Genomic DNA, 18700 nt, shown 5'->3' on the forward strand with positions numbered 1-18700 from the left:
GCTGGTGCGACTTGGCAATGTGTGTGGCTGTTATAAGGGTTCATATCTTATATACTTCTTCGATTATAGTCCAAATTTCGGTTTCCGTTTTCTCATCATAAATTCCTTTTTGTTTGATAGAATCAACAATCCTTTTGGCTTTCTCTGTTATTAAGTCCAATACTGATTTTTCGGGAATGATAACAGGAATTTTTTTGATGTAATTCGCTGGGTTGTTTGCTGATGGATTGATAGTTCTTATCAATTTGTTGCAAGTAGGGGAGTTGAAGAAAGCCAATAAGTAATATGTTAGACTTTCATCTTTTGGAAAAATGCCTACAATGCTTTGGTCAAATAGCTTGTTTTCAATCAAAGATGCTGTTATGCTAGATGAACTAATCATTGGAACACCAATGCCAAATTTGAAGTAGTATTTTGGGTTTTGAAATCTTGATTTTTTGTCTGTTTTGTAATGCTGAACGGCTTCTTTACTCCAATTCATAAACCAACTTTCAGGTTTTAGATACTTGGTGTTTCCGCCCTTTACGATTGGCAAAAAATGTTTGTCGCCATCTATTCCGCTTAAAATGTCAGCATTATTTTTATAGTCAGATGAAATTGAATCAGTATTTACAAGGTCATAATTTTTGCCGTTTTTTAGTTCGGGGCTTATTACCTGTAGAAATCTTTTATCATCTCCTGAATAGAAACCTGTAACACAATCGGCAATATCTCCGATTTTTAGTTTTGAGTGATTTATTAGTTTTAATATGTCGCTGTTTTCAGCTATTAAAAATGCGTGGTCTGGATTATTGAAAACATCTTCTTGCTTAAACGTAAAGGTTTTTAGGCTATTGTCTTTTACATTGTTCAGTTGTTCTACTTCATCAAAATTATTGATTACAGAAAAGGTATTATTCATACACGCTTTAATATCGCTTTTCTTTCTTAATGTTATTATGGAAAGATTGGCATAACCGAAATTTACTCCCGGAAAGAAAGAAGAAGGAAACAAAGCTAATTCTACAATTTGAGTATTCGTAAAAATGTGTTTTCTCAAAGCCTTGTGCATATGCAGATTGAGAAATGTGTCAGGAATTATGAAACTTAAAATTCCATCTTCTTTGAGTAATTGAATACAGCGATATAAAAACAATCCATAGCTTTCTTTAGCATATAAATCAGGATATAATTTTTTAAGAACAGTTCTTTTTGAATAATCTTGCCAAGCACCGTAAGGTGGATTGGCAATTATTTTGTCGTAATAACCACCAAAGCAAGAATTAAAATCTAATTCAGAATCTAATAGAGTGTCGCACTCACGAATATTTACATTAAGAAAATGTGAAAACTTTTCCTTTAGGACTTCTATGGATTTTGAGTTAAGCTCGCAAATATCAATGTGAGCAAATTCATTTTCATTGAGAATTGCTTCTACAAAAACACCATCACCACCGCAAGGCTCAAAAATTGTATCACTAGGTTTTAGCGATAATCTTGAAACCATATAATCAACGATTGGAGTTGATTTAGTGTAAAACGCTTGATATTTTCTTGCTTCGCTTATCATTACCAAAGTAAATATTGTAAAAGGTTGTTGTCTGTTAAATGCTGTGTAGTTTCAGCATTAAAATCATTCTCCCAATCAATGTTGGTTTCAATCCAATTTTTCAAATTGTAGCCTGAATATTCGTTGATTTTCTGATATGCTTCGCTTCCACAATACGCTTCCCAAATACCTGAATTTTTGAGCGTATTGAAATAACTGTTATTTTCTTCTGCTCTTACGAATAGTAAACATTTGAAATTGTCGTCAAGGTTATGGTAAATGGTTGCTACCAATAAAAGTCGATTTGTATTTCCTTTTTCGTTTGAGCCAAATCCACTTTTAAAATCAACTACATATTTCTGTTCGTTTGAAATGAAATGTAAATCCAATTCTAATTGAATTTCTCCTGATGTCACCAAACTCCAAACCTTATCGTAGTATGATTTTAGCTCTCGTTTTTCTTCGTCTGAAATGTTGAGGTTGTCAATGTATTCAATGATTTCATCTGTAAGTTTCTTTTTGACTTCCGAGAATAAAGGCGGAACAAACAATGAAACATCATTGATTGGATAGTAGAAACAAAGTTTGCAGAACGGGTCCCACAACTCGCCAACTCTTCTTGAAAAGTCCATATACTCATAAGGTCTTACAGAATTTCGGCTTTCAATCATTACCACAATGTGGCAATAGGTAATCATCAAAATTGTTTCTAACTTCTCTTGATTAGTCCATTTTTCTTTCTCCGCTTTTTGGAGCAAAGTAGCAATAAGATTATCCTTGGTCTGGTTTAGCTTTTCATTAATTGCTCTTGCTCTCTTGTCTGATTGAGTGTCGGCAAACTTTGTCTTAACATCAGTTAAAAATTCGCTTGCACGGTCTCTGAAATAAGCCAAAAGCTCTTGTTTCTTATCTTTTGTATTCTTGTCTATATTCATTTGCTGTTTGCTCGTTTTTGATATTTAATTCTTGCTTCGGCTACTTTCAAAATTTCAAGTCCGTTTTCTTCGTCTTGAAGTTGGTAAGTAATCTTGTCGCTCAAATAGCGAACTTTCAATTCTGATTTGTCAATATGAAAAATTCTTGAAATGCCGTCAATGATTTGTTCGTTTGCATTTCTTTCGTTCTTCTCAATTTTGCTAAGTGTCGATGTGTCAATATCCAACTCAGCTGCAACCTTTCTCAATGGCAGGTTTGCATTTTCTCTGAGTGTCCTGATATACTCTCCAAATGTTATGTTGTCTGTTTTTGACATATTCTGCTTTGGCAAATTTTGTCCAAAAGTAAAGAAATAATTTTTATCCGTGTCAATTTATCTCATCTTTTTATTCACAGTCTTGTCGGTGCGTTGGCATAAAATGGCTCTTTTGGTTTTTTGAGCGTTGGCTTGTATGTCGGGAAAAACCAAATGTGCCATTTGTGGGTGGGCTGTCTTTTTACACTGACGCACAACACCTAAATATACGAAAGTTTTTTAATTAACAAAAAAATGTTTTTTTTTTGAAATAGCTTGTTAATATTGATTATTTCTTTCAAATTATGTTGCGTATTTTGAATAGAGTAATGTTGTTTTTGTTTGAAATCTATTTAAAATACGCAATGCTTTCGGTAGTGTATCAAATTAATTGGTAACTGCATTTTAGCAACTATTGCTAACTTGTTCCAAGCAAAACTTTGTGGTGTTTTGGTAAAAGTAAAAAATGTAAAATAATTTTTTTGTTGTGTGCTAGTCTATCTTTTTTAGTGCGCGTTCCACAACTACAACCATTAAAATTGTTCCAATAATCATCACACCTAAACCCAACACAACATCAGTGGTTTCATTGGTTTTAAATAAGCCTTTGGTGGGGGCAATCAATAAAAAAACAACTCCGGTAAGCATCATGATTTTGGCGCTGTATGTTTGCGCAAAATTCCATTTTTTCTGGTTTTGCATAGATGATGCTGTGCGATATCCATACAAACTGTTGATTTTTTTTGGTGGAAACACATACATTACTGCTGCAGCAAGTATAAAAATTATTCCTACAAGAAGCAGCATTTGGTTGCAATATTCTAAAATCATATCCATTTCTATAATTTGTTTGTAGTTTTTTTGAACGATGCGTGTTGCGTAAAATCGATTTTATATCGGCAATTAAAAGCCTAATTGTGTAACTATTTTTTCTAATTCTTGCGGTTTTTGGGTGCCAATAACCAGCTGCTTGCCATTTTTCAATTTTATGTGCAAACCTTTGTTGCCACGTACATTGTAAACCGTTCCGTATTGTGTCCAAAAACGAATTCCCCAACCGCCGACAAATCCGTAATTAATTACTTTCATTGTGTCGATATCAGACAGCTTTATGGTTTTCCAAACAAACGGGAAGTATGTTAATTGAATGTTTTGTTGTGTAATTGTGGTTTTCATTCGTAGAATTGCTAGAAGTAAAAATACTGAGAAGATTATAATAAAACTTGATAATCTTATATTTTGAAAAGATGATCTATTGATATATTCTCGATACAACCCAATTATTGGTGCTATTGAACTTACTGTAAGCAACAACCACAACCACCATTGGTTAAAGCGTTGTTTTTCTGTGAAAAGTGGTTTCATATTATTTTACATTTTCGTTCAACCATTGGGTAATATCTTCTAAAACAGCAGGTTCCATGGTGGTTTCAATAGTACCGTATTCATCCGGCATGCCTGTTTTTGCCAATTGAAACAAATGGTTTAAGTTTGGATATGATTTTATGGTAACATTCTTATTGTGTGCCAAACCTTTTCGCCAACCTTCTAAATTTTCTTTTGCGGTAACCTGCACATCTTTTTCGCCGTTTAAGATCAAAGCTTTTGCTTTTATTTTGGCAAGATTTTTTTCAGGATTGTATCTAATAAAAGTTGTAAACCAATTAGAATCTGTTGCAGCAGCCAAGTCGTTGATTTGTTTTTCGGATAGTTCTTTATAATCTGGATCTGTTTTTAAGAACGATTTAATCGCTTGCTTTGCTTTTTCATTGGACGGATTGTTTTTAATGATTTCATAGATTTTCTTGTAAAGATTTTTACTGGCTTCTAGATCTTCGTTTGATAGTCCGTATGCTTTTTCAATCTCGTATTTTTGAGTAAGCATTAACTCGTCAATCGCAATTCCGGGACCGGCAAGCGAAATTATAAATGAAACATCTTTGTTTTCAGCAGCAACAATTTGGGCAATCATTCCGCCTTCGCTGTGTCCTAAGATACCGGTGTTTTTTCTGTCGATTTCTTTAATGGTTTTAAGATATTCAAGGGCACTTTTGGTATCTTTCGCAAAATCAAAAGTAGTGGCTGTTTCAAAATTACCTTCCGATTGTGCCACACCTCGATCATCATAACGCAACACAGCAAAACCGTTTTTTGTAAGGCGATCGGCAATAAGCAAGAAAGGTTTGTGTCCCAACAATTCTTCGTTTCGGTCTTGAGCGCCGCTGCCCGATACTAAAACAACTGCGGGAAATGGTCCTTTGCCATTTGGCATGGTCAATGTTCCGGCCAATTTTATTCCGGCTTCTTTGTTTTCAAATGTTACATCTTGGATTTTATAGCTGAATGGTGGTTGTGGTTCCTGCGGACGATTGCGTGTAAAGGTACCTTTTGTGAAATTTAGTTTAAACGATTGTCCGCCTTGTTTAAAGTTTCCGTTGATAGTGTTCGCGTTCGCTAATTCGCCTTCATAGCTCATAAACATACGCGCATCTTTCAAGAATAATTTATTGTTTTCAAAACGAATTTCCTGTAATTCGATTCCATAAACCCCTTGATCCGGACTGTCGGATGTTGCTTTGTATTGCCCATTTTCTTTGGTGATATGCAACACAAAGGGAAGTTTTCCGGTGGGTAATTCAATATTTCCGTTCCAAGTTCCTTCAATTTGGGCAAAGGAAACAAAACTAAAGAGTAGGGCAAAAAGTAGGATGATTTTTTTCATGATATTTAGATTGAGTTGATTAAAAATGAACATATTGCATCTGTAAAAAAAAGGATTACAAAAAATAGTGCGTAGTGTGCTGTTTTTTTGGCGTTTGTTGCTGTTTTAAAGCCAATGAATAGCAAATAAATATAATAGATGAAAAATACAAGACCAGCTATTCCAACAAAAATGAATAATAGAGGGGGTGATTGTGTATAAATACTTCCGTCTTTTAAAGCGTTGAGCATTTTTTCGGTTTCTTCGGTTAAAAAATTATTGAAATTTTGGAAGAATGAAATATAAATAGGAATTAATGCAATGAGAACGGTATTCAAAATATCGATAAATCTCGTTTTTTTATTGATTATTTTCCCCAAAGTAAAAAATGCAATCGTTAAGGAAACAACAATTATTAAATGCCATATAATGACTTTTTTTAAATCAGGTGTTTCTGATATATTTAATCTTAAGATTTGTTGCTGTAATTGAAAATAATATGCTAACAAAATACCTATAATGAAAGTAGATATTCCAACAAAGAACAATTTTTTATCTTCAACAAGGGCAAAAGGGTTTTTTAGAATTTGTAATAATTTCTTCATAAATTACATATTTAGGTCTTTAATGTGTTGTATCATATCGTCTAACTGGTTGCGCACCGTTGGATAGCTTACTCCCAATTGAGCTGCCATTTCTTTCAAACTACCGCTGGTTAAAAAAAACTGTAGTATGAATTCTTGTTGCTTAGGTGACAGTTTTAAAAATACCGGCAACGGATAATTCCCCTGAACCACCGTTTGGCAATTTTCACAACTTAATTGCGATACACTCAGCAATGTTTCACAACTTGGGCATTGGGTGGGTAATTTTGCTTTCATATTAATAAAATTAAGTAGTGTTTTAATTTTGTTTATACAAATGTAAATAAAATTAATAAATTAAGCAATAAAAAAATCCATCAGTTTCATATTGATGGATTTTAGTTTAATATTATTTAATTGGGCTTTTACTTTGTACGGATTAAATTCCAATTGATTAATAAAACTGCGGCAAGAATAATTGCGATTCCAATCCATTGCGAAAACAGTACTTGTTCCTGCAAAAAGATAAATGCAAAAGTTACTGAAACAGGAAGTTCCACTGCCGAAACAATGCTTCCTAAACCAACTCCTGTTAATGGAAATCCTTTGTTTAATAGGATAGGAGGTAACACTGTTCCAAAAACTGAAAGTAAAATGCCCCACGTATATAAAATGGAAAAATCGAATGTTTTTAAAGCAATAAAATCCGAAGCAATTAATTGCATGTTTAAGTAGGAGGGAAGTATTTGCGTAAGCAAACTAAAAAGCAACACAATGATACCGCCCCCCAAAAGCATAAACAAACTGCGTTTATAAGCATTCAACTCTTTTGCAATGCTGTTGGTGCTGTATAAGGTTATTGAGAAAGAAATAGCAGCCAAAAATCCGAATAAAAATCCTTTAAAATCATAGATTATTTCGTTGTTTAACAAGTTAGTTGCCAATACAGTTCCCAATAAAACAAAAACAACAGCTGCAAATTTTGAAAACGTAGGCATTTTTTTAGCAATAAAAGCTTCGATTAATACACCAATCCAAACCGACTGCATTAACAAAACCACAGCAATTGATGCATGGAGGTATTTTACGCACAAATAGTATAACACGCTTGTAAACCCCATAGATGTGCCACTGGTCAGCAGTTTTATTACATCGCTTTTGGTAGCTTTCTTGGTGTTGTTTATGAATAAATTCACAACCAAAAGGCATAGTATTGCCAAAAAAAATTGCGAAAAAGTAACTTCGGCGGTTGTAAATCCTTGTTTATAAGCCATTTTTACAAACGATGCCAGCATGCCGTAACTACTAGCTCCTAAAGCAACGAGAATGATTCCTTTTAATGTTGAGTTCAAAGTGTACTATTTTAAAAAAAACAAAACTCGGCATTTTTACCGAGTTTTTTCAAACATTACATCATTTCTTCCATATCTTCTCCTGAAGAAGATTGTCTTTTTTGATCTTTTTGTCGATCTTGTTTGGTTTGGTTGAAACGGTAAGTAAATGATAAGTTGATGGTGCGTTCTCTCCATTGCATTTCAGCATAAGAATTTACTTGCGCAATATTGGTTTCCATGATTCGTTTGCGCGAATTGAATAAATCTTGCACATTTAGGGCGATTGTACCTTTATCTTTTAAAACTTCTTTGCTCAAAGCCATGTTTACCGAAGCAATTCCTAGAATTTTTCCTTGAGCTGTTTTTTGTCCTCCGCGATACATGAAGTTGGTTTGCCAATCTATTTTCGATGGAAGTGTTACGCGCGAATTAATTCTACCATTCCATGTAAATGCATCGTTGTCAAAGTTTTGGTTCACCGTGTTTCCTTCAAAGTCTGTATAGGTGTAGTCGCCACGTGTAGAAACCTGAAACAAGTTAGCATTGGCATTTAAACGCCACCAGCGAAACGGATTGTAGTTGGCATTCAACTCTAATCCATAGCGGTATTCGGTTGCCAAGTTTATTGGACCACTTATCGTAATGGGAATGCCTTCTTCGTTCACACCATCCACACGGCGCACAAACTGCGTGGCATCGGTAGTATGGTTGTAATAAACAGAAGATGTTAAAGTAAGCTGCCCAATTCGTTTCATATAGCCTAAATCAAAAGCATTGGTAAACGATGGATCCAAATCGGGATTTCCCATAAAGAAATTAATTGAACTGGAATAATTACTAATTGGGTTCAACATACGCCCGCGTGGTCGGCGTACTCTGCGGCTGTAACTTATGGTGAAATTTTCATTACTTCCAACTTCATAATTCAAAAAAGCACTTGGAAAAAAGTTGTTGTACTTTTTGTTGTTGAAATCCATTGTGGTGAATTGATTTACATCTATTTCCGTTGCTTCCCAGCGCAATCCAAACATATAACCAAATTTGTTGATTTTGTTTCCGTATTGTGCATACAAAGCATGTACTTTTTCAAGATATTGTAAATCGTTTCTAAATAAATCATTGGGTTCTAAAACTCCTGCATCGTTCAACGAATTAATGTTGAATTTTGTGCCAATTTCATTAAAATTACCTAAATAACCTGCTTCGAACTGACTGTTTTCATTGAAAGGCAATACATAATCAACACGTGCAATGTGTCGCAATTCGTTTTCAGTGGCTTTGGTTACATCTTGGGCCAAAACCGTATTTGCTTGATTAATGGTTGCTATGTTCGAGTCTTCAATGTCGGTATTCTTGTTCACACTGCCCGAAACATATAATTGATGCCCTTCTTCGTTGAATTTATAGGTGAAATCGGTGGTATACTCTACTGTTTCTTTCCTATCGTCTTCTTCGGTTTGACGGGTGTTTCGGTACAATAAATTGCGGTTGGCATCATAATTAGAATAATTCAATGTGCGCGGATTATCGCCTGTACTTTTCCGGTAAGTGAACCCTTGTGTCCAAATGAGCTTGTCGGTTAAATTCCAATCAAAGCCAAAATTACCGTTAAAACTTTCCCGCTCGCGGGTGTTTTTTGAATATTCATCAACATAACTTGAGGTGTTGCCGTTTTCATCAAAATATTGCGATTCGTTTAAAGAATTTCCAAACGTTTTGTTTTTGGCGAATCCAACATTGGTGTATAGATTAAAATCTTTCTCGCGATAATTGATACTTGCATTGGTACCATAGCTCAAAGGATCGCCAATATTAGCCGTCACGCTTCCGTTTATGCCGTTGTTGCTTCCTTTTTTTAGAATGATATTGATGATGCCGGCACTACCTTCTGCTTCGTATCGGGCAGATGGATTGGTAATTACCTCTACACGATCTAACGATTCAGAGGGAATCATTTTCAAAGCATCGCCAATATTTGATGCCAAGCCAGAAGGTTTTCCATCGATTAACACACGCACCGATTCGTTTCCACGCAAACTTACATTTCCTTCAGAATCAACTTCAACCGATGGAATATTGTCTAAAACATCGCTTGCCGTTCCACCTTTCACAACGGCGTCATTGCCCACATTGTATATTCGCTTATCCAACTTTAGTTCAACTGCAGCACGTTGCGTTTCAATGACAACGGCGCTTAAAACTTCATTATCCCCTTCCACAGCAATGGTTCCAAGGCTAAGAGCGGTGTTGATTTCTTTTGAATCGATGGTAAAGGTTTTGTATCCTAAATATTCTACTCTTATTTTGTAGGTGTCGGGTGTAACCGGAATACTGAATTTTCCTGTGGCATCGGTCACATCACCTGTAATATTATTAGCGTTTGTAGTACTTTCAATAGTAATATTTGCATATTCTAGCGGCGTGTTTGTTGCTTTTTCAACAACAGTTCCGGTAACCAATACTTGATTGTTTTCTTGCGAAAAAACGGTTGACGTAGCCAATGCAAAAACAGTACAATAAACATAATTTATTGCTTTCATACATTTTTGAATTTAAGTTATGCAAAAGTAGGATTTGATGACCTATTTTTTGCAAATTTGATGTTAAAAAGGAGTATTAAATTGCGTTTTTTTTAAAACAAATAGTTTTTTTATAAAACTTCTTTAATTTTTTCAGCCGGACGGGCAATCACAGCTTTGTTGCCATTAACAACAATGGGACGTTCTATTAACTGCGGAAAATCAACCATAGCTTGAATAATAGCATCAGAAGTCAACTCTTTACCTTTAAAATGTTCTTTCCAAACCGCCTCTTTGGTTCGAACCAAATCAATAGCATCTATTTTTAAAACTTTTAAAAGTGCTTTTATCTCGTTAAAAGAAAGCGGATTTTTTATGTATTGAACAATTTCTACCTCTTTGCCAAGGTCTTGAAGGGTGCACAAACCTTCGCGCGATTTGCTGCATTTTGGATTATGGAAAATCTTAATCATCTGTATCAATTTTTTTACAAATTTAGTTAACTTCGTAGATAAATATTCGTTTTTTTATGTATTTAGAACAATTCAAAAAAGATCAACCAAGTATTTTAAAGTATATTCCTTTTATTGTTGGGTTCATTGGTTTTATGGCGCTGAATATCATTGTTTCAAGTATGATGAATTTAGATGCAAGCACCATGATACAAGACTCTATTAACCGTTTGGGCAAAAACTTTACTTTTTTTACCTTTTTAATTCCTTTTGCGTTTTTCTTGGTTTTGCTATTTGGTTGGTGGCTTGTTATTCACAAATATTCTATAAAACAACTAACCACATCGCGCGCACAAATTGATTATAAACGATTTTTTTTCTCGTTTGGCGTTTGGGGAGGCATTAATATTTTGGTATTGCTGATTAGTTATCTATTGCAACCCGAAAGTTTTCAGTTGCAATTCAATGCACAATCATTTATTCCACTTTTTATAATTGCTTTGATTTTTATACCGATACAAACCAGCTTCGAAGAATATTTTTTTAGAGGCTATTTTATGCAATTTTCTGCATTTGTAACCAAAAATCGAATCGCAGCTTTGATCATTACCTCGGTGGTTTTTGGGTTGATGCACTTAAGTAACCCTGAAGTTTCAAGCATGGGGCTCACGGTTATGATTTTTTATATTGGTTGTGGATTTGTTTTGGGAATAATGACTTTGATGGACGAAGGTTTAGAGCTTGCATTGGGTTTTCACGCAGCCAATAATCTGTTAGGAGCTTTATTGGTGACATCAAACGATGCTGTTTTTCAAACCGATGCCCTTTTTATTTTTAATGGTTCAAGCAATATTTATGAAATGTTGATACAAGTGTTCATTATTTTTCCTATCTTGTTGCTTATTTTTTCAAAAAAATATAATTGGGCAAATTGGAAACAGAAATTATTTAAACCTATTTAGCTATGGAAAAGAAAATTTGTATTCATCCCGATTTTAAATTAAACGGCAGATCATACACCAAAAATAGCATTTGTGAATTGGCAATTGCTTTAATTAGAGATGGCGAAGCGCACGAAAAAGACCTTGGCCGCTTAATTTTAGAATGGTTTGACGATAACACCTATATTTCTCTCACCACTTCCGGAACAACAGGCACTCCCAAACGCATAGAACTGAGCAAACAAGCCATGGAAGCATCTGCATTGGCCACAGGAGAATTTTTTAAATTGCAACCAAAAGATACTGCTTTGCTTTGTTTGCCAACGTGCTACATTGCAGGAAAAATGATGTTTATTAGAGCCGTGTTGTTAGGTTTGGAACTCGATTTTGTGAGCCCAACGAAAGAACCTCTTAAAAACACAAATAAAGTGTATGATTTTGTGGCAATGGTACCTTTGCAAGTTCATCATTCCATAACCCAAATAGAACAATGCAAAACATTAATTGTAGGAGGGGCAAGACTTAGCGATCAAACTAAAGATTTATTGATGGATATGATGGTGAATGTTTATGAAACCTACGGAATGACCGAAACCATTACACACATTGCAGCCAAACGAATTGATGAAAAATATTTTACCGTGTTGCCACATGCCAATATTTCGCAAGACCATCGCGGTTGTTTAGTAATTGAAGCACCTCTTATTGCCGATTATTTAATTGTGACCAATGATTTAGTTGAAATGCCCAATGAAATTCAGTTTGAATGGAAAGGCAGATATGATAATTTAGTGAACAGCGGTGGCGTAAAATTAATCCCCGAAGTGATTGAACAAAAGTTAGCAGAATACATTCCTTATCGCTTTTACGTGATGGGAAAATCGGATAAAGAATTAGGTGAAAAATTGGTTTTGGTTATTGAACACAAACCCTATACGTTGGTGCCTGAAGCTTTTGACAGTTTGGAAAAATATGAAAAACCGCGCGAAACAATTTTCATAGAGAAATTTAAAGAAACTCCTAACGGAAAAGTTTTACGAAAAGAATCGATTAGTTGAAAAAAAATGCTCAAGACGATGTACTTTGAGCATTTTTTAAGCTTAGCGTAATATAAACGCATAAAATGCTACACTTTTTGTGACAGCATTTATTTTTTAACTTTTTTCAATGCGTCTGCATATTTTTTATTAACACCGTTGTCTGCTTCTTTTTCGCAAAGAACTGCTACTTTTGGTACTAATTTCCAGTTGTTTTCTGTTTTTAATTTTATGATTTCTGCCAGGGAATATGCGGTTGCCCAACGCACAACTGTGCCTTCGTTTTCCGCATTAAGCAAAAGATTGTCTATAGCTTTCTCTAATTTTTCAGGATACAATTTTGCAGTGTTTCCAATCACTTTAGCACTTTCCCATTTCAAGCGCGGTTCTTCTTCTTTCAACAATTCAGTAACATATTCAAAAACAGCTTCGTTTGCAATACTGGGTGTTTTCTTAGTAGCCCATTCAATTGCTTCTATACAAGTTGCTTTGTGTGTAGATTTTTGTTGCTCTGCAAAAGCCAATAATTCTTCAATAGGCATTTCATCGCTTAGTAACCATTCACCCAATGTTTTTACTTTTGCTTTTGCTTTTATGGTTTTATCTTTAAACAAATCTTCTATATTCATTTATGCGTTTTGATGTGATTCAAAATTAATCATCCAATTAATACCAAATTTATCGGTAAACATACCAAAATAAGCACCCCAAAAAGTATCTTCCATGGGCATGGTAATTTGTCCACCTGCTGATAAACCATTGAATAATTGATCTGCTTCTTCTTTGCTTTCAGGATTAATCGAGATTGAAAAATTATTTCCTTGCAAAAATGCCGGTGCCCATTCACCACCTGTATCGCTACCCATTAAAACTGTTGAACCAATTGGTAAACCAACATGCATGATTTTGTTTTGATCGGCTTCACTCATTGGTGGCATTCCTTCTTGCGGAGGCATTTCACTAAATCTTCCAAGGTAAGTGAATTCTCCCCCAAAAACCGACTTGTAGAAATTGAACGCTTCTTCGCAATTTCCGTTGAAATTTAAGTAAGTGTGTACTGTTGCCATTTTATATATTTAAAATTTTAGATTATTTCTTTGTTCTAATAAAAATCATTGCAATTGCAGTAGTAACAATACCCATTGCTAGCGCTCCGATGGCACTTTGTATGGCATAGTTGTTATAATTAAAGTATGCTTCAGCCGCAGATGTGGATGGATAGTAACCCAACTCTACTGAGCGCTTTATTACGTTTGGAAAGTATTCCGGAGTTATGATATACGAAGTAATCCATTGTGTAATAGGGCTTAATACAGCGATGCAAAGGGAAAGGATGGCTCCAGAAATTAATCCTTGTTTATAAGTCATGATACCATTATAAAAATTTTTCTTTTTATCCTTCAAACCCATAACCATAAACCAAATGGCAGGAATTGCAAATAAGTTGGTTATATACATGTGATAATCGATGTACGTACTGTGTAAGCCGCTTAGTTTTTCTAGCCACATCCAAACTAAACTCATGATTGCAAAAAGCAGTGCCCATTTTACTTCAATTCTAATATTTTTCATTGTAAGATTTTATCTGTGTTGATCAATTAATATTTGGTTTCCATCTGGATCGATTAGTGTGATGTGAGCCGCTCCTGATGTGTTATGATCTGCTTCTGCAGTTAATGCAATTCCTTGCTTTTTTAAATGCTCTTGTATGGTTCTCACATCGTCAAATGATTCCAAATTTTGCGCATCATTGTCCCAACCCGGATTAAATGTTAGAATATTTCCCTCAAACATACCTTGAAAGAGTCCAATAACAGCATTATCATTTTTTAAAATGATCCAATTTTGGTCGATATTTCCACCTTTGTATTCAAATCCCAATTTTTCGTAAAAATCTTTAGATTGATGTATGTCTTTTACTGCCAAACTTATTGAAAATGCACCTAGTTTCATTGATTTTTATTTTTAAGATGTTTATATATTGCTTGCTATTTTTGTTAAAAATTAACATATCAAATATAATAAAAAATTACATGAGCTTTAATAATTGAACCAAAAAGCTTCAAAATGCTTTTTTAGGAAATAAATATATAAGTTGGTTTAAACAGATAGCAAATCACAATGGTTGCCACAATTCCTAAAAGCAATACATATATATTGGTTGCGTGGATTAAAAAACAAAGCAAACCTACTATTGAACCAATAAAGTTAGAACGAACACGTTCTAAAGTTAACTTCTGTGAATCTTTCCCTTCTGGTGAAATCACTAAAATTATGGATAGCAACGTCCAGAAAAGTTCCATTTTTGGGAATTGTAACATTAAAAGGTATCCTGCCAAAAAACCAAGCACACATCGAAAGGTATAAATGATGATAGGCGACGTTATAATGTGTTTTACAACATTTTTCAACTTATTTTTCTTTTGTGCTGCAAATTTATTCGCTGTGGTATTTATATGAAAATATTTGAAAGGATTTTTTTTAAAACTTGTAAATTGGGTATCTTTGGATTTTTAAAAAGAAGCATGAAAAAACTGATTTTAGACGAATTGAACCGAAAAAATACCGATGAATTTAAACAAGCAACAAAAACGCCTATAATTGTGGTGCTTGACGATATTAGAAGTTTACACAATATTGGCTCATTTTTTAGAACCTGTGATGCTTTTTTAATTGAAAAAATTTATTTGTGCGGAATTACCGCAACACCCCCGAATAAGGAAATTCATAAAACGGCTTTAGGAGCTACCGAAACTGTGGAATGGGCACATGAAAAAAACGTGGTTGAATTGGTGCAACGATTGAAAGCAGAAAATGTGCGAATTGTTTCTTTAGAACAAGTTGAAGGTTCGGTAATGTTGCAGGATTTCCAACCAGAAAAGCAAACAAAATATGCCTTGTTTTTTGGTAACGAAGTGAAAGGTGTGCATCAAGAAGTTATCAACCAAAGCGATTATGTGGTAGAAATTCCGCAATTTGGTACTAAACATTCTTTAAATGTATCTGTAAGCGGCGGTATTGTGATATGGGATGTTTTTCAGAAAATGCAGACTAATTCATAGCTTTATTTCGCAATTTTTCATCTATTTTTTCTAAAATATATAAATAATCTTGGTGATTGTTTACAAAATCTTTGTTTGTAACATCAATTACCAGCACATTTTCTTTGGGCAATGTTTTTATAAATGCGCGATAGCCTTGGGTGATGCGTTCTAAATAATTCGCTTGAATGTCTTTTTCATAAGATCGCCCTCTTTTTTGAATGTTTTGCAATAAATTTTCATTGCTTTGATGCAAATAAATATACAAATCGGGTGTTTTGACTTCTTTAGTCATGGCATCGAAAATGGCTTTATATAATAAAAATTCATCTGTATCAAGCGTTACTTCTGCAAAAATCAGCGACTTATAAATATAATAATCAGCAATCAATAAATTGTCTTTAGTTTTATAAAGGTGTAATTGTTCTTTTAATTGCGCAGTTCGATCAACCAAAAAAGAGGTTTCTAACGGAAAAGCGTATCGTTTAGAATCGTTATAAAACTTAGGTAAAAACGGATTTTCAACAAAACGCTCTAAAAGCATTTTTCCATTAAAATCTTGAGCTATTTTTTCTGCTAGTGTCGTTTTTCCTGCACCAATATTTCCTTCAATAGCTAAAAAATGAATTGTTTCAAAAGCAAAATCCTCAATAGGTAATTTTATGTGATCTATTTTTTTTATTTCCGATACATCAGTACATTCCATCAATAATTCTTGCGTTGTTTTATCTAAAACAGGATGTTTCCAATCGAAAACCAAATCATTAAGCGGTACCAGAACAAACTGCCGATTTTGCATTTCATTGTGCGGAATCTGTAAATTGGGATTTTTTAAAACTTCATTGTTAAAATAAATAATGTCTATATCCACCGTTCGGGCTTCGTAACTTGCACTTGTTTTAACAGTTCTGCCCAATTTTCTTTCGATTTGTTGTAAGGCAGCCAACAATTCTTCGGCTACTAAAGTTGTATGCACAAGCACACACATATTATAAAACGGAAAACTATTAAAACCCCATGCAGGCGTTTCATAAACTGCCGAGGTTTGTGTAACAATCCCTATATGGTTGTGAATATGGCGAATAGCATCTTCTAAATGGCTTTTTTTATCGCCCAAATTACTTCCTAATGCTAGAATAACTTTATGATATGTGTGCATATTGCAAAAATAATAATTGTTTCATTTCGTTCCCCGAAAAAAAGAATCCAATTTTTGTAACATTTTATACAATTATACTACTAATACAGAAAGATTAAATTTACAACAATGAATTTTTTAAAAAATGTATTAGCAACATTCGTAGGTATCATCTTGTTTTGCATGATGTCTTTCTTTTTGCTGTTGATTGTAGGCGTGGTTGCATCGGCAGGTGGTTCGTCTTCTTCGTCAAAATCAACCAAAAATAATTCGGTGATAAAGTTAGATTTAGCCGATGTTACCAATGATTACGGAGGCAGTGTTTATATTGAAGAATTTGATTTCCGAGAAACCAATAACGATGGTTTAATCAATGTGTTACAAGCGATTGAATATGCTAAAAACGATGATAAAATCAAAGGAATTTCTATTGAAAATAACAGCAGCAGTTTAGGTGTTACCCAGCGAAAAGCTATTATGGAGCAATTGGAAGCTTTCAAGAAAACGGGCAAATTTGTGGTGGCTTATGCCGATTATTATTCACAAGGAGAATATTATTTGGCTTCGGTAGCAGACACTGTGTATATGAACCCAATGGGAAGTATTGATTTTAAAGGTCTGGCATCGGAAGTCTTGTATATGAAAGATTTACAAGAAAAAACCGGAATCCACATGGAAGTAATTCGCCATGGAAAATACAAAAGTGCCGTGGAACCTTTTTTACAGCAAACTATGAGCAATGAAAACAAGGAGCAGTTAACCGTTCTTTTAAATTCGATTTGGGAATCGTATGTTGGAGACATTTCTAAGAATAGAAAAATTTCGGTAGAAACACTCAATAATGTTGCTACTAATTTGAATGCACGCAATGCTAATTTGGCATTAGAAAATAAATTAATCGATAAAATTGCATATTTGGATCAATACCATAGTGGTATAAAAAAAGCTTTAGGTATTAAAACCGATGAGGAAATCAATGAAATAGAAATTTTAGATTACATAAAAAACACTCATTTAAATAGCTCTAAAATAGCTGCTAAAGATCAAATTGCAGTAATTTTTGCGCAAGGTGAAATTCAAGGAGGCGAGGGAAGCGTGAACACCATTGGAGAAAAGTCCATAAACCGAGCATTGAAAGAAGCACGAACCAATGACAAAATCAAAGCTGTAGTATTGCGTGTAAATTCGCCAGGCGGAAGCGCATTAACATCTGATATTATTTGGAGAGAAATTGAATTAACCAAAAAAGTGAAACCCGTAGTTGTTTCTATGGGCGATGTTGCTGCTTCTGGTGGATATTATATTGCATGTAATGCCAACAGAATATTTGCAGAACCCGGCACAATTACCGGTTCAATAGGTGTTTTTGGAATGGTTCCGAATTTCAAGAAAGTGGCCGATAAATTTGGGGTGAATGCAGAAACAGTAAAAACACACGAAAATGCTGACGGATACAGTGTTTTTGAAGAAATGTCGCCAAAATACCGCCAAACACTTACCGAAAGTATAGAAATTATTTATGATACTTTTATTTCGCGTGTAGCTGTTGGTAGAGGCATTGATAAAGCAAAAGTAGATGAAATGGCACAAGGACGTATTTGGACAGGAACCATGGCAAAAGAATTAGGCTTAGTTGATGAATTAGGAAGCTTAGATGATGCCATAGCTTATGCAGCCAAATTGGTAAAAACCGATGATTACAAAGTAAAACTTTATCCAGAATATGAAATTGAATTAGCCGATTTGTTCCGTAAATTTTTAGGAATGTCTGTGTCAACAGCAGGACAAGATGCTATTAAAAAAGAAATAGGTACAGAAAATTACGAATTATTACAACGAATGAACTATTTAAAACAATCACAAGGCGTACAAGCAATGATGCCTTATCATTTGAGTATTAAATAATTTAAAGTTTACTTCAATTTTTTAAAAACTCTCAGCAAATGTTGTTGGGAGTTTTTTTTGTTCCCAATTACCAAATTGCAAATTTTAAACAACAATATAATCAAAAGCATAAAAAATAAACCTCTCAAAATAAAGTATTTGAGAGGTTTTTCTGTGGTCCCACCTGGGCTCGAACCAGGGACCACCTGATTATGAGTCAGGTGCTCTAACCAACTGAGCTATAGGACCGGCTACTTGTAGTTAGCGAGTGCAATATTACTATGTTTTTTTAGTATTTGCAAGCGTTCTT

At 34.2% G+C, this 18700-nt stretch carries 21 protein-coding genes and 1 tRNA gene; 4 read left to right on the forward strand and 18 right to left on the reverse strand.

Annotation, left to right across the window (positions count from 1 at the left end; genetic code table 11):
- Positions 1 to 40 precede the first annotated feature (40 nt).
- The 11 genes from NPX36_RS10005 to arsC form a co-directional block, all read right to left on the reverse strand.
- Positions 41 to 1549 carry an Eco57I restriction-modification methylase domain-containing protein gene (locus tag NPX36_RS10005; RefSeq protein WP_257498572.1) on the reverse strand — a complete coding sequence of 503 codons (1509 nt, stop codon included), beginning with the start codon at positions 1547 to 1549 and terminating at the stop codon, positions 41 to 43.
- Positions 1549 to 2463: a hypothetical protein gene (locus NPX36_RS10010; RefSeq protein WP_257498573.1), complete on the reverse strand. Its 915-nt coding sequence runs from the start codon at positions 2461 to 2463 to the stop codon at positions 1549 to 1551. The genes NPX36_RS10005 and NPX36_RS10010 overlap by 1 nt, the downstream gene beginning before the upstream one ends.
- Entirely contained in the window at positions 2460 to 2780 is a 321-nt protein-coding gene (locus NPX36_RS10015) for a helix-turn-helix domain-containing protein (protein WP_257498574.1), read from the reverse strand. Before NPX36_RS10015 ends, NPX36_RS10010 begins: the two co-directional genes overlap by 4 nt.
- 471 nt (positions 2781 to 3251) lie before the next feature.
- On the reverse strand, positions 3252 to 3596 hold the full coding sequence (locus NPX36_RS10020) for an SdpI family protein (protein WP_257498575.1): 345 nt from the start codon (positions 3594 to 3596) through the stop codon (positions 3252 to 3254).
- Positions 3597 to 3662: 66 nt separating this feature from the next.
- On the reverse strand, positions 3663 to 3935 hold the full coding sequence (locus tag NPX36_RS10025; RefSeq protein WP_257498576.1) for a hypothetical protein: 273 nt from the start codon (positions 3933 to 3935) through the stop codon (positions 3663 to 3665).
- A 190-nt stretch (positions 3936 to 4125) separates the two neighbouring features.
- A complete protein-coding gene (locus tag NPX36_RS10030) occupies positions 4126 to 5481 on the reverse strand; it encodes an alpha/beta hydrolase family protein (RefSeq protein WP_257498577.1) in 1356 nt (451 codons plus the stop codon).
- Positions 5482 to 5486: 5 nt separating this feature from the next.
- Complete coding sequence (locus NPX36_RS10035) at positions 5487 to 6065, reverse strand: YIP1 family protein (RefSeq protein WP_257498578.1); 579 nt, start codon at positions 6063 to 6065, stop codon at positions 5487 to 5489.
- Positions 6066 to 6068: 3 nt separating this feature from the next.
- Positions 6069 to 6341, reverse strand: coding sequence for a DUF2089 domain-containing protein (locus tag NPX36_RS10040; RefSeq protein ID WP_257498579.1), 273 nt, complete (start codon positions 6339 to 6341; stop codon positions 6069 to 6071).
- Between the two features lie 128 nt (positions 6342 to 6469).
- Positions 6470 to 7396, reverse strand: coding sequence for an EamA family transporter (locus NPX36_RS10045; RefSeq protein WP_257498580.1), 927 nt, complete (start codon positions 7394 to 7396; stop codon positions 6470 to 6472).
- A gap of 56 nt (positions 7397 to 7452) precedes the next feature.
- Complete coding sequence (locus tag NPX36_RS10050) at positions 7453 to 9918, reverse strand: TonB-dependent receptor domain-containing protein (RefSeq protein ID WP_257498581.1); 2466 nt, start codon at positions 9916 to 9918, stop codon at positions 7453 to 7455.
- A gap of 110 nt (positions 9919 to 10028) precedes the next feature.
- Positions 10029 to 10370 (reverse strand): arsenate reductase (glutaredoxin), encoded by a 342-nt coding sequence (gene arsC / locus NPX36_RS10055; RefSeq protein WP_257498582.1) that lies wholly within the window; start codon positions 10368 to 10370, stop codon positions 10029 to 10031.
- A 56-nt stretch (positions 10371 to 10426) separates the two neighbouring features.
- On the opposite strand from arsC, the gene NPX36_RS10060 reads away from it, so the two are divergent.
- Positions 10427 to 11311: a CPBP family intramembrane glutamic endopeptidase gene (locus NPX36_RS10060; RefSeq protein ID WP_257498583.1), complete on the forward strand. Its 885-nt coding sequence runs from the start codon at positions 10427 to 10429 to the stop codon at positions 11309 to 11311.
- A gap of 2 nt (positions 11312 to 11313) precedes the next feature.
- Positions 11314 to 12348 (forward strand): AMP-binding protein, encoded by a 1035-nt coding sequence (locus tag NPX36_RS10065; protein ID WP_257498584.1) that lies wholly within the window; start codon positions 11314 to 11316, stop codon positions 12346 to 12348.
- Between the two features lie 89 nt (positions 12349 to 12437).
- Here NPX36_RS10065 and NPX36_RS10070 read toward each other — a convergent pair whose 3' ends face one another.
- The 5 genes from NPX36_RS10070 to NPX36_RS10090 all read right to left on the reverse strand — a co-directional run bounded on the left by NPX36_RS10070 (position 12438) and on the right by NPX36_RS10090 (position 14738).
- Complete coding sequence (locus NPX36_RS10070; RefSeq protein WP_257498585.1) at positions 12438 to 12956, reverse strand: HEAT repeat domain-containing protein; 519 nt, start codon at positions 12954 to 12956, stop codon at positions 12438 to 12440.
- Entirely contained in the window at positions 12957 to 13394 is a 438-nt protein-coding gene (locus NPX36_RS10075) for a VOC family protein (RefSeq protein ID WP_257498587.1), read from the reverse strand.
- 22 nt (positions 13395 to 13416) lie between these two features.
- A complete protein-coding gene (locus tag NPX36_RS10080) occupies positions 13417 to 13899 on the reverse strand; it encodes a DUF4199 domain-containing protein (RefSeq protein WP_257498588.1) in 483 nt (160 codons plus the stop codon).
- Positions 13900 to 13908: 9 nt separating this feature from the next.
- Positions 13909 to 14280, reverse strand: coding sequence for a VOC family protein (locus NPX36_RS10085; protein WP_257498589.1), 372 nt, complete (start codon positions 14278 to 14280; stop codon positions 13909 to 13911).
- A gap of 122 nt (positions 14281 to 14402) precedes the next feature.
- On the reverse strand, positions 14403 to 14738 hold the full coding sequence (locus NPX36_RS10090; RefSeq protein WP_257498590.1) for an FUSC family protein: 336 nt from the start codon (positions 14736 to 14738) through the stop codon (positions 14403 to 14405).
- A 114-nt stretch (positions 14739 to 14852) separates the two neighbouring features.
- Here NPX36_RS10090 and NPX36_RS10095 point away from each other — a divergent pair, with 114 nt between their 5' ends.
- Positions 14853 to 15389 (forward strand): RNA methyltransferase, encoded by a 537-nt coding sequence (locus NPX36_RS10095; protein WP_257498591.1) that lies wholly within the window; start codon positions 14853 to 14855, stop codon positions 15387 to 15389.
- Here NPX36_RS10095 and folK read toward each other — a convergent pair.
- Positions 15379 to 16527 (reverse strand): 2-amino-4-hydroxy-6-hydroxymethyldihydropteridine diphosphokinase, encoded by a 1149-nt coding sequence (gene folK / locus NPX36_RS10100; protein ID WP_257498592.1) that lies wholly within the window; start codon positions 16525 to 16527, stop codon positions 15379 to 15381. The genes NPX36_RS10095 and folK overlap by 11 nt on opposite strands.
- A gap of 108 nt (positions 16528 to 16635) precedes the next feature.
- Between folK and sppA the strand changes: the two genes are divergently transcribed.
- Positions 16636 to 18411: a signal peptide peptidase SppA gene (sppA, locus tag NPX36_RS10105; protein WP_257498593.1), complete on the forward strand. Its 1776-nt coding sequence runs from the start codon at positions 16636 to 16638 to the stop codon at positions 18409 to 18411.
- Between the two features lie 154 nt (positions 18412 to 18565).
- On the opposite strand, the gene NPX36_RS10110 is transcribed toward sppA, so the two are convergent.
- Positions 18566 to 18639: transfer RNA gene (locus NPX36_RS10110), tRNA-Ile, on the reverse strand.
- Positions 18640 to 18700 lie beyond the last annotated feature (61 nt).

Source organism: Paenimyroides aestuarii, assembly GCF_024628805.1.
Classification (GTDB): Bacteria; Bacteroidota; Bacteroidia; order Flavobacteriales; family Flavobacteriaceae; genus Flavobacterium; species Flavobacterium aestuarii_A.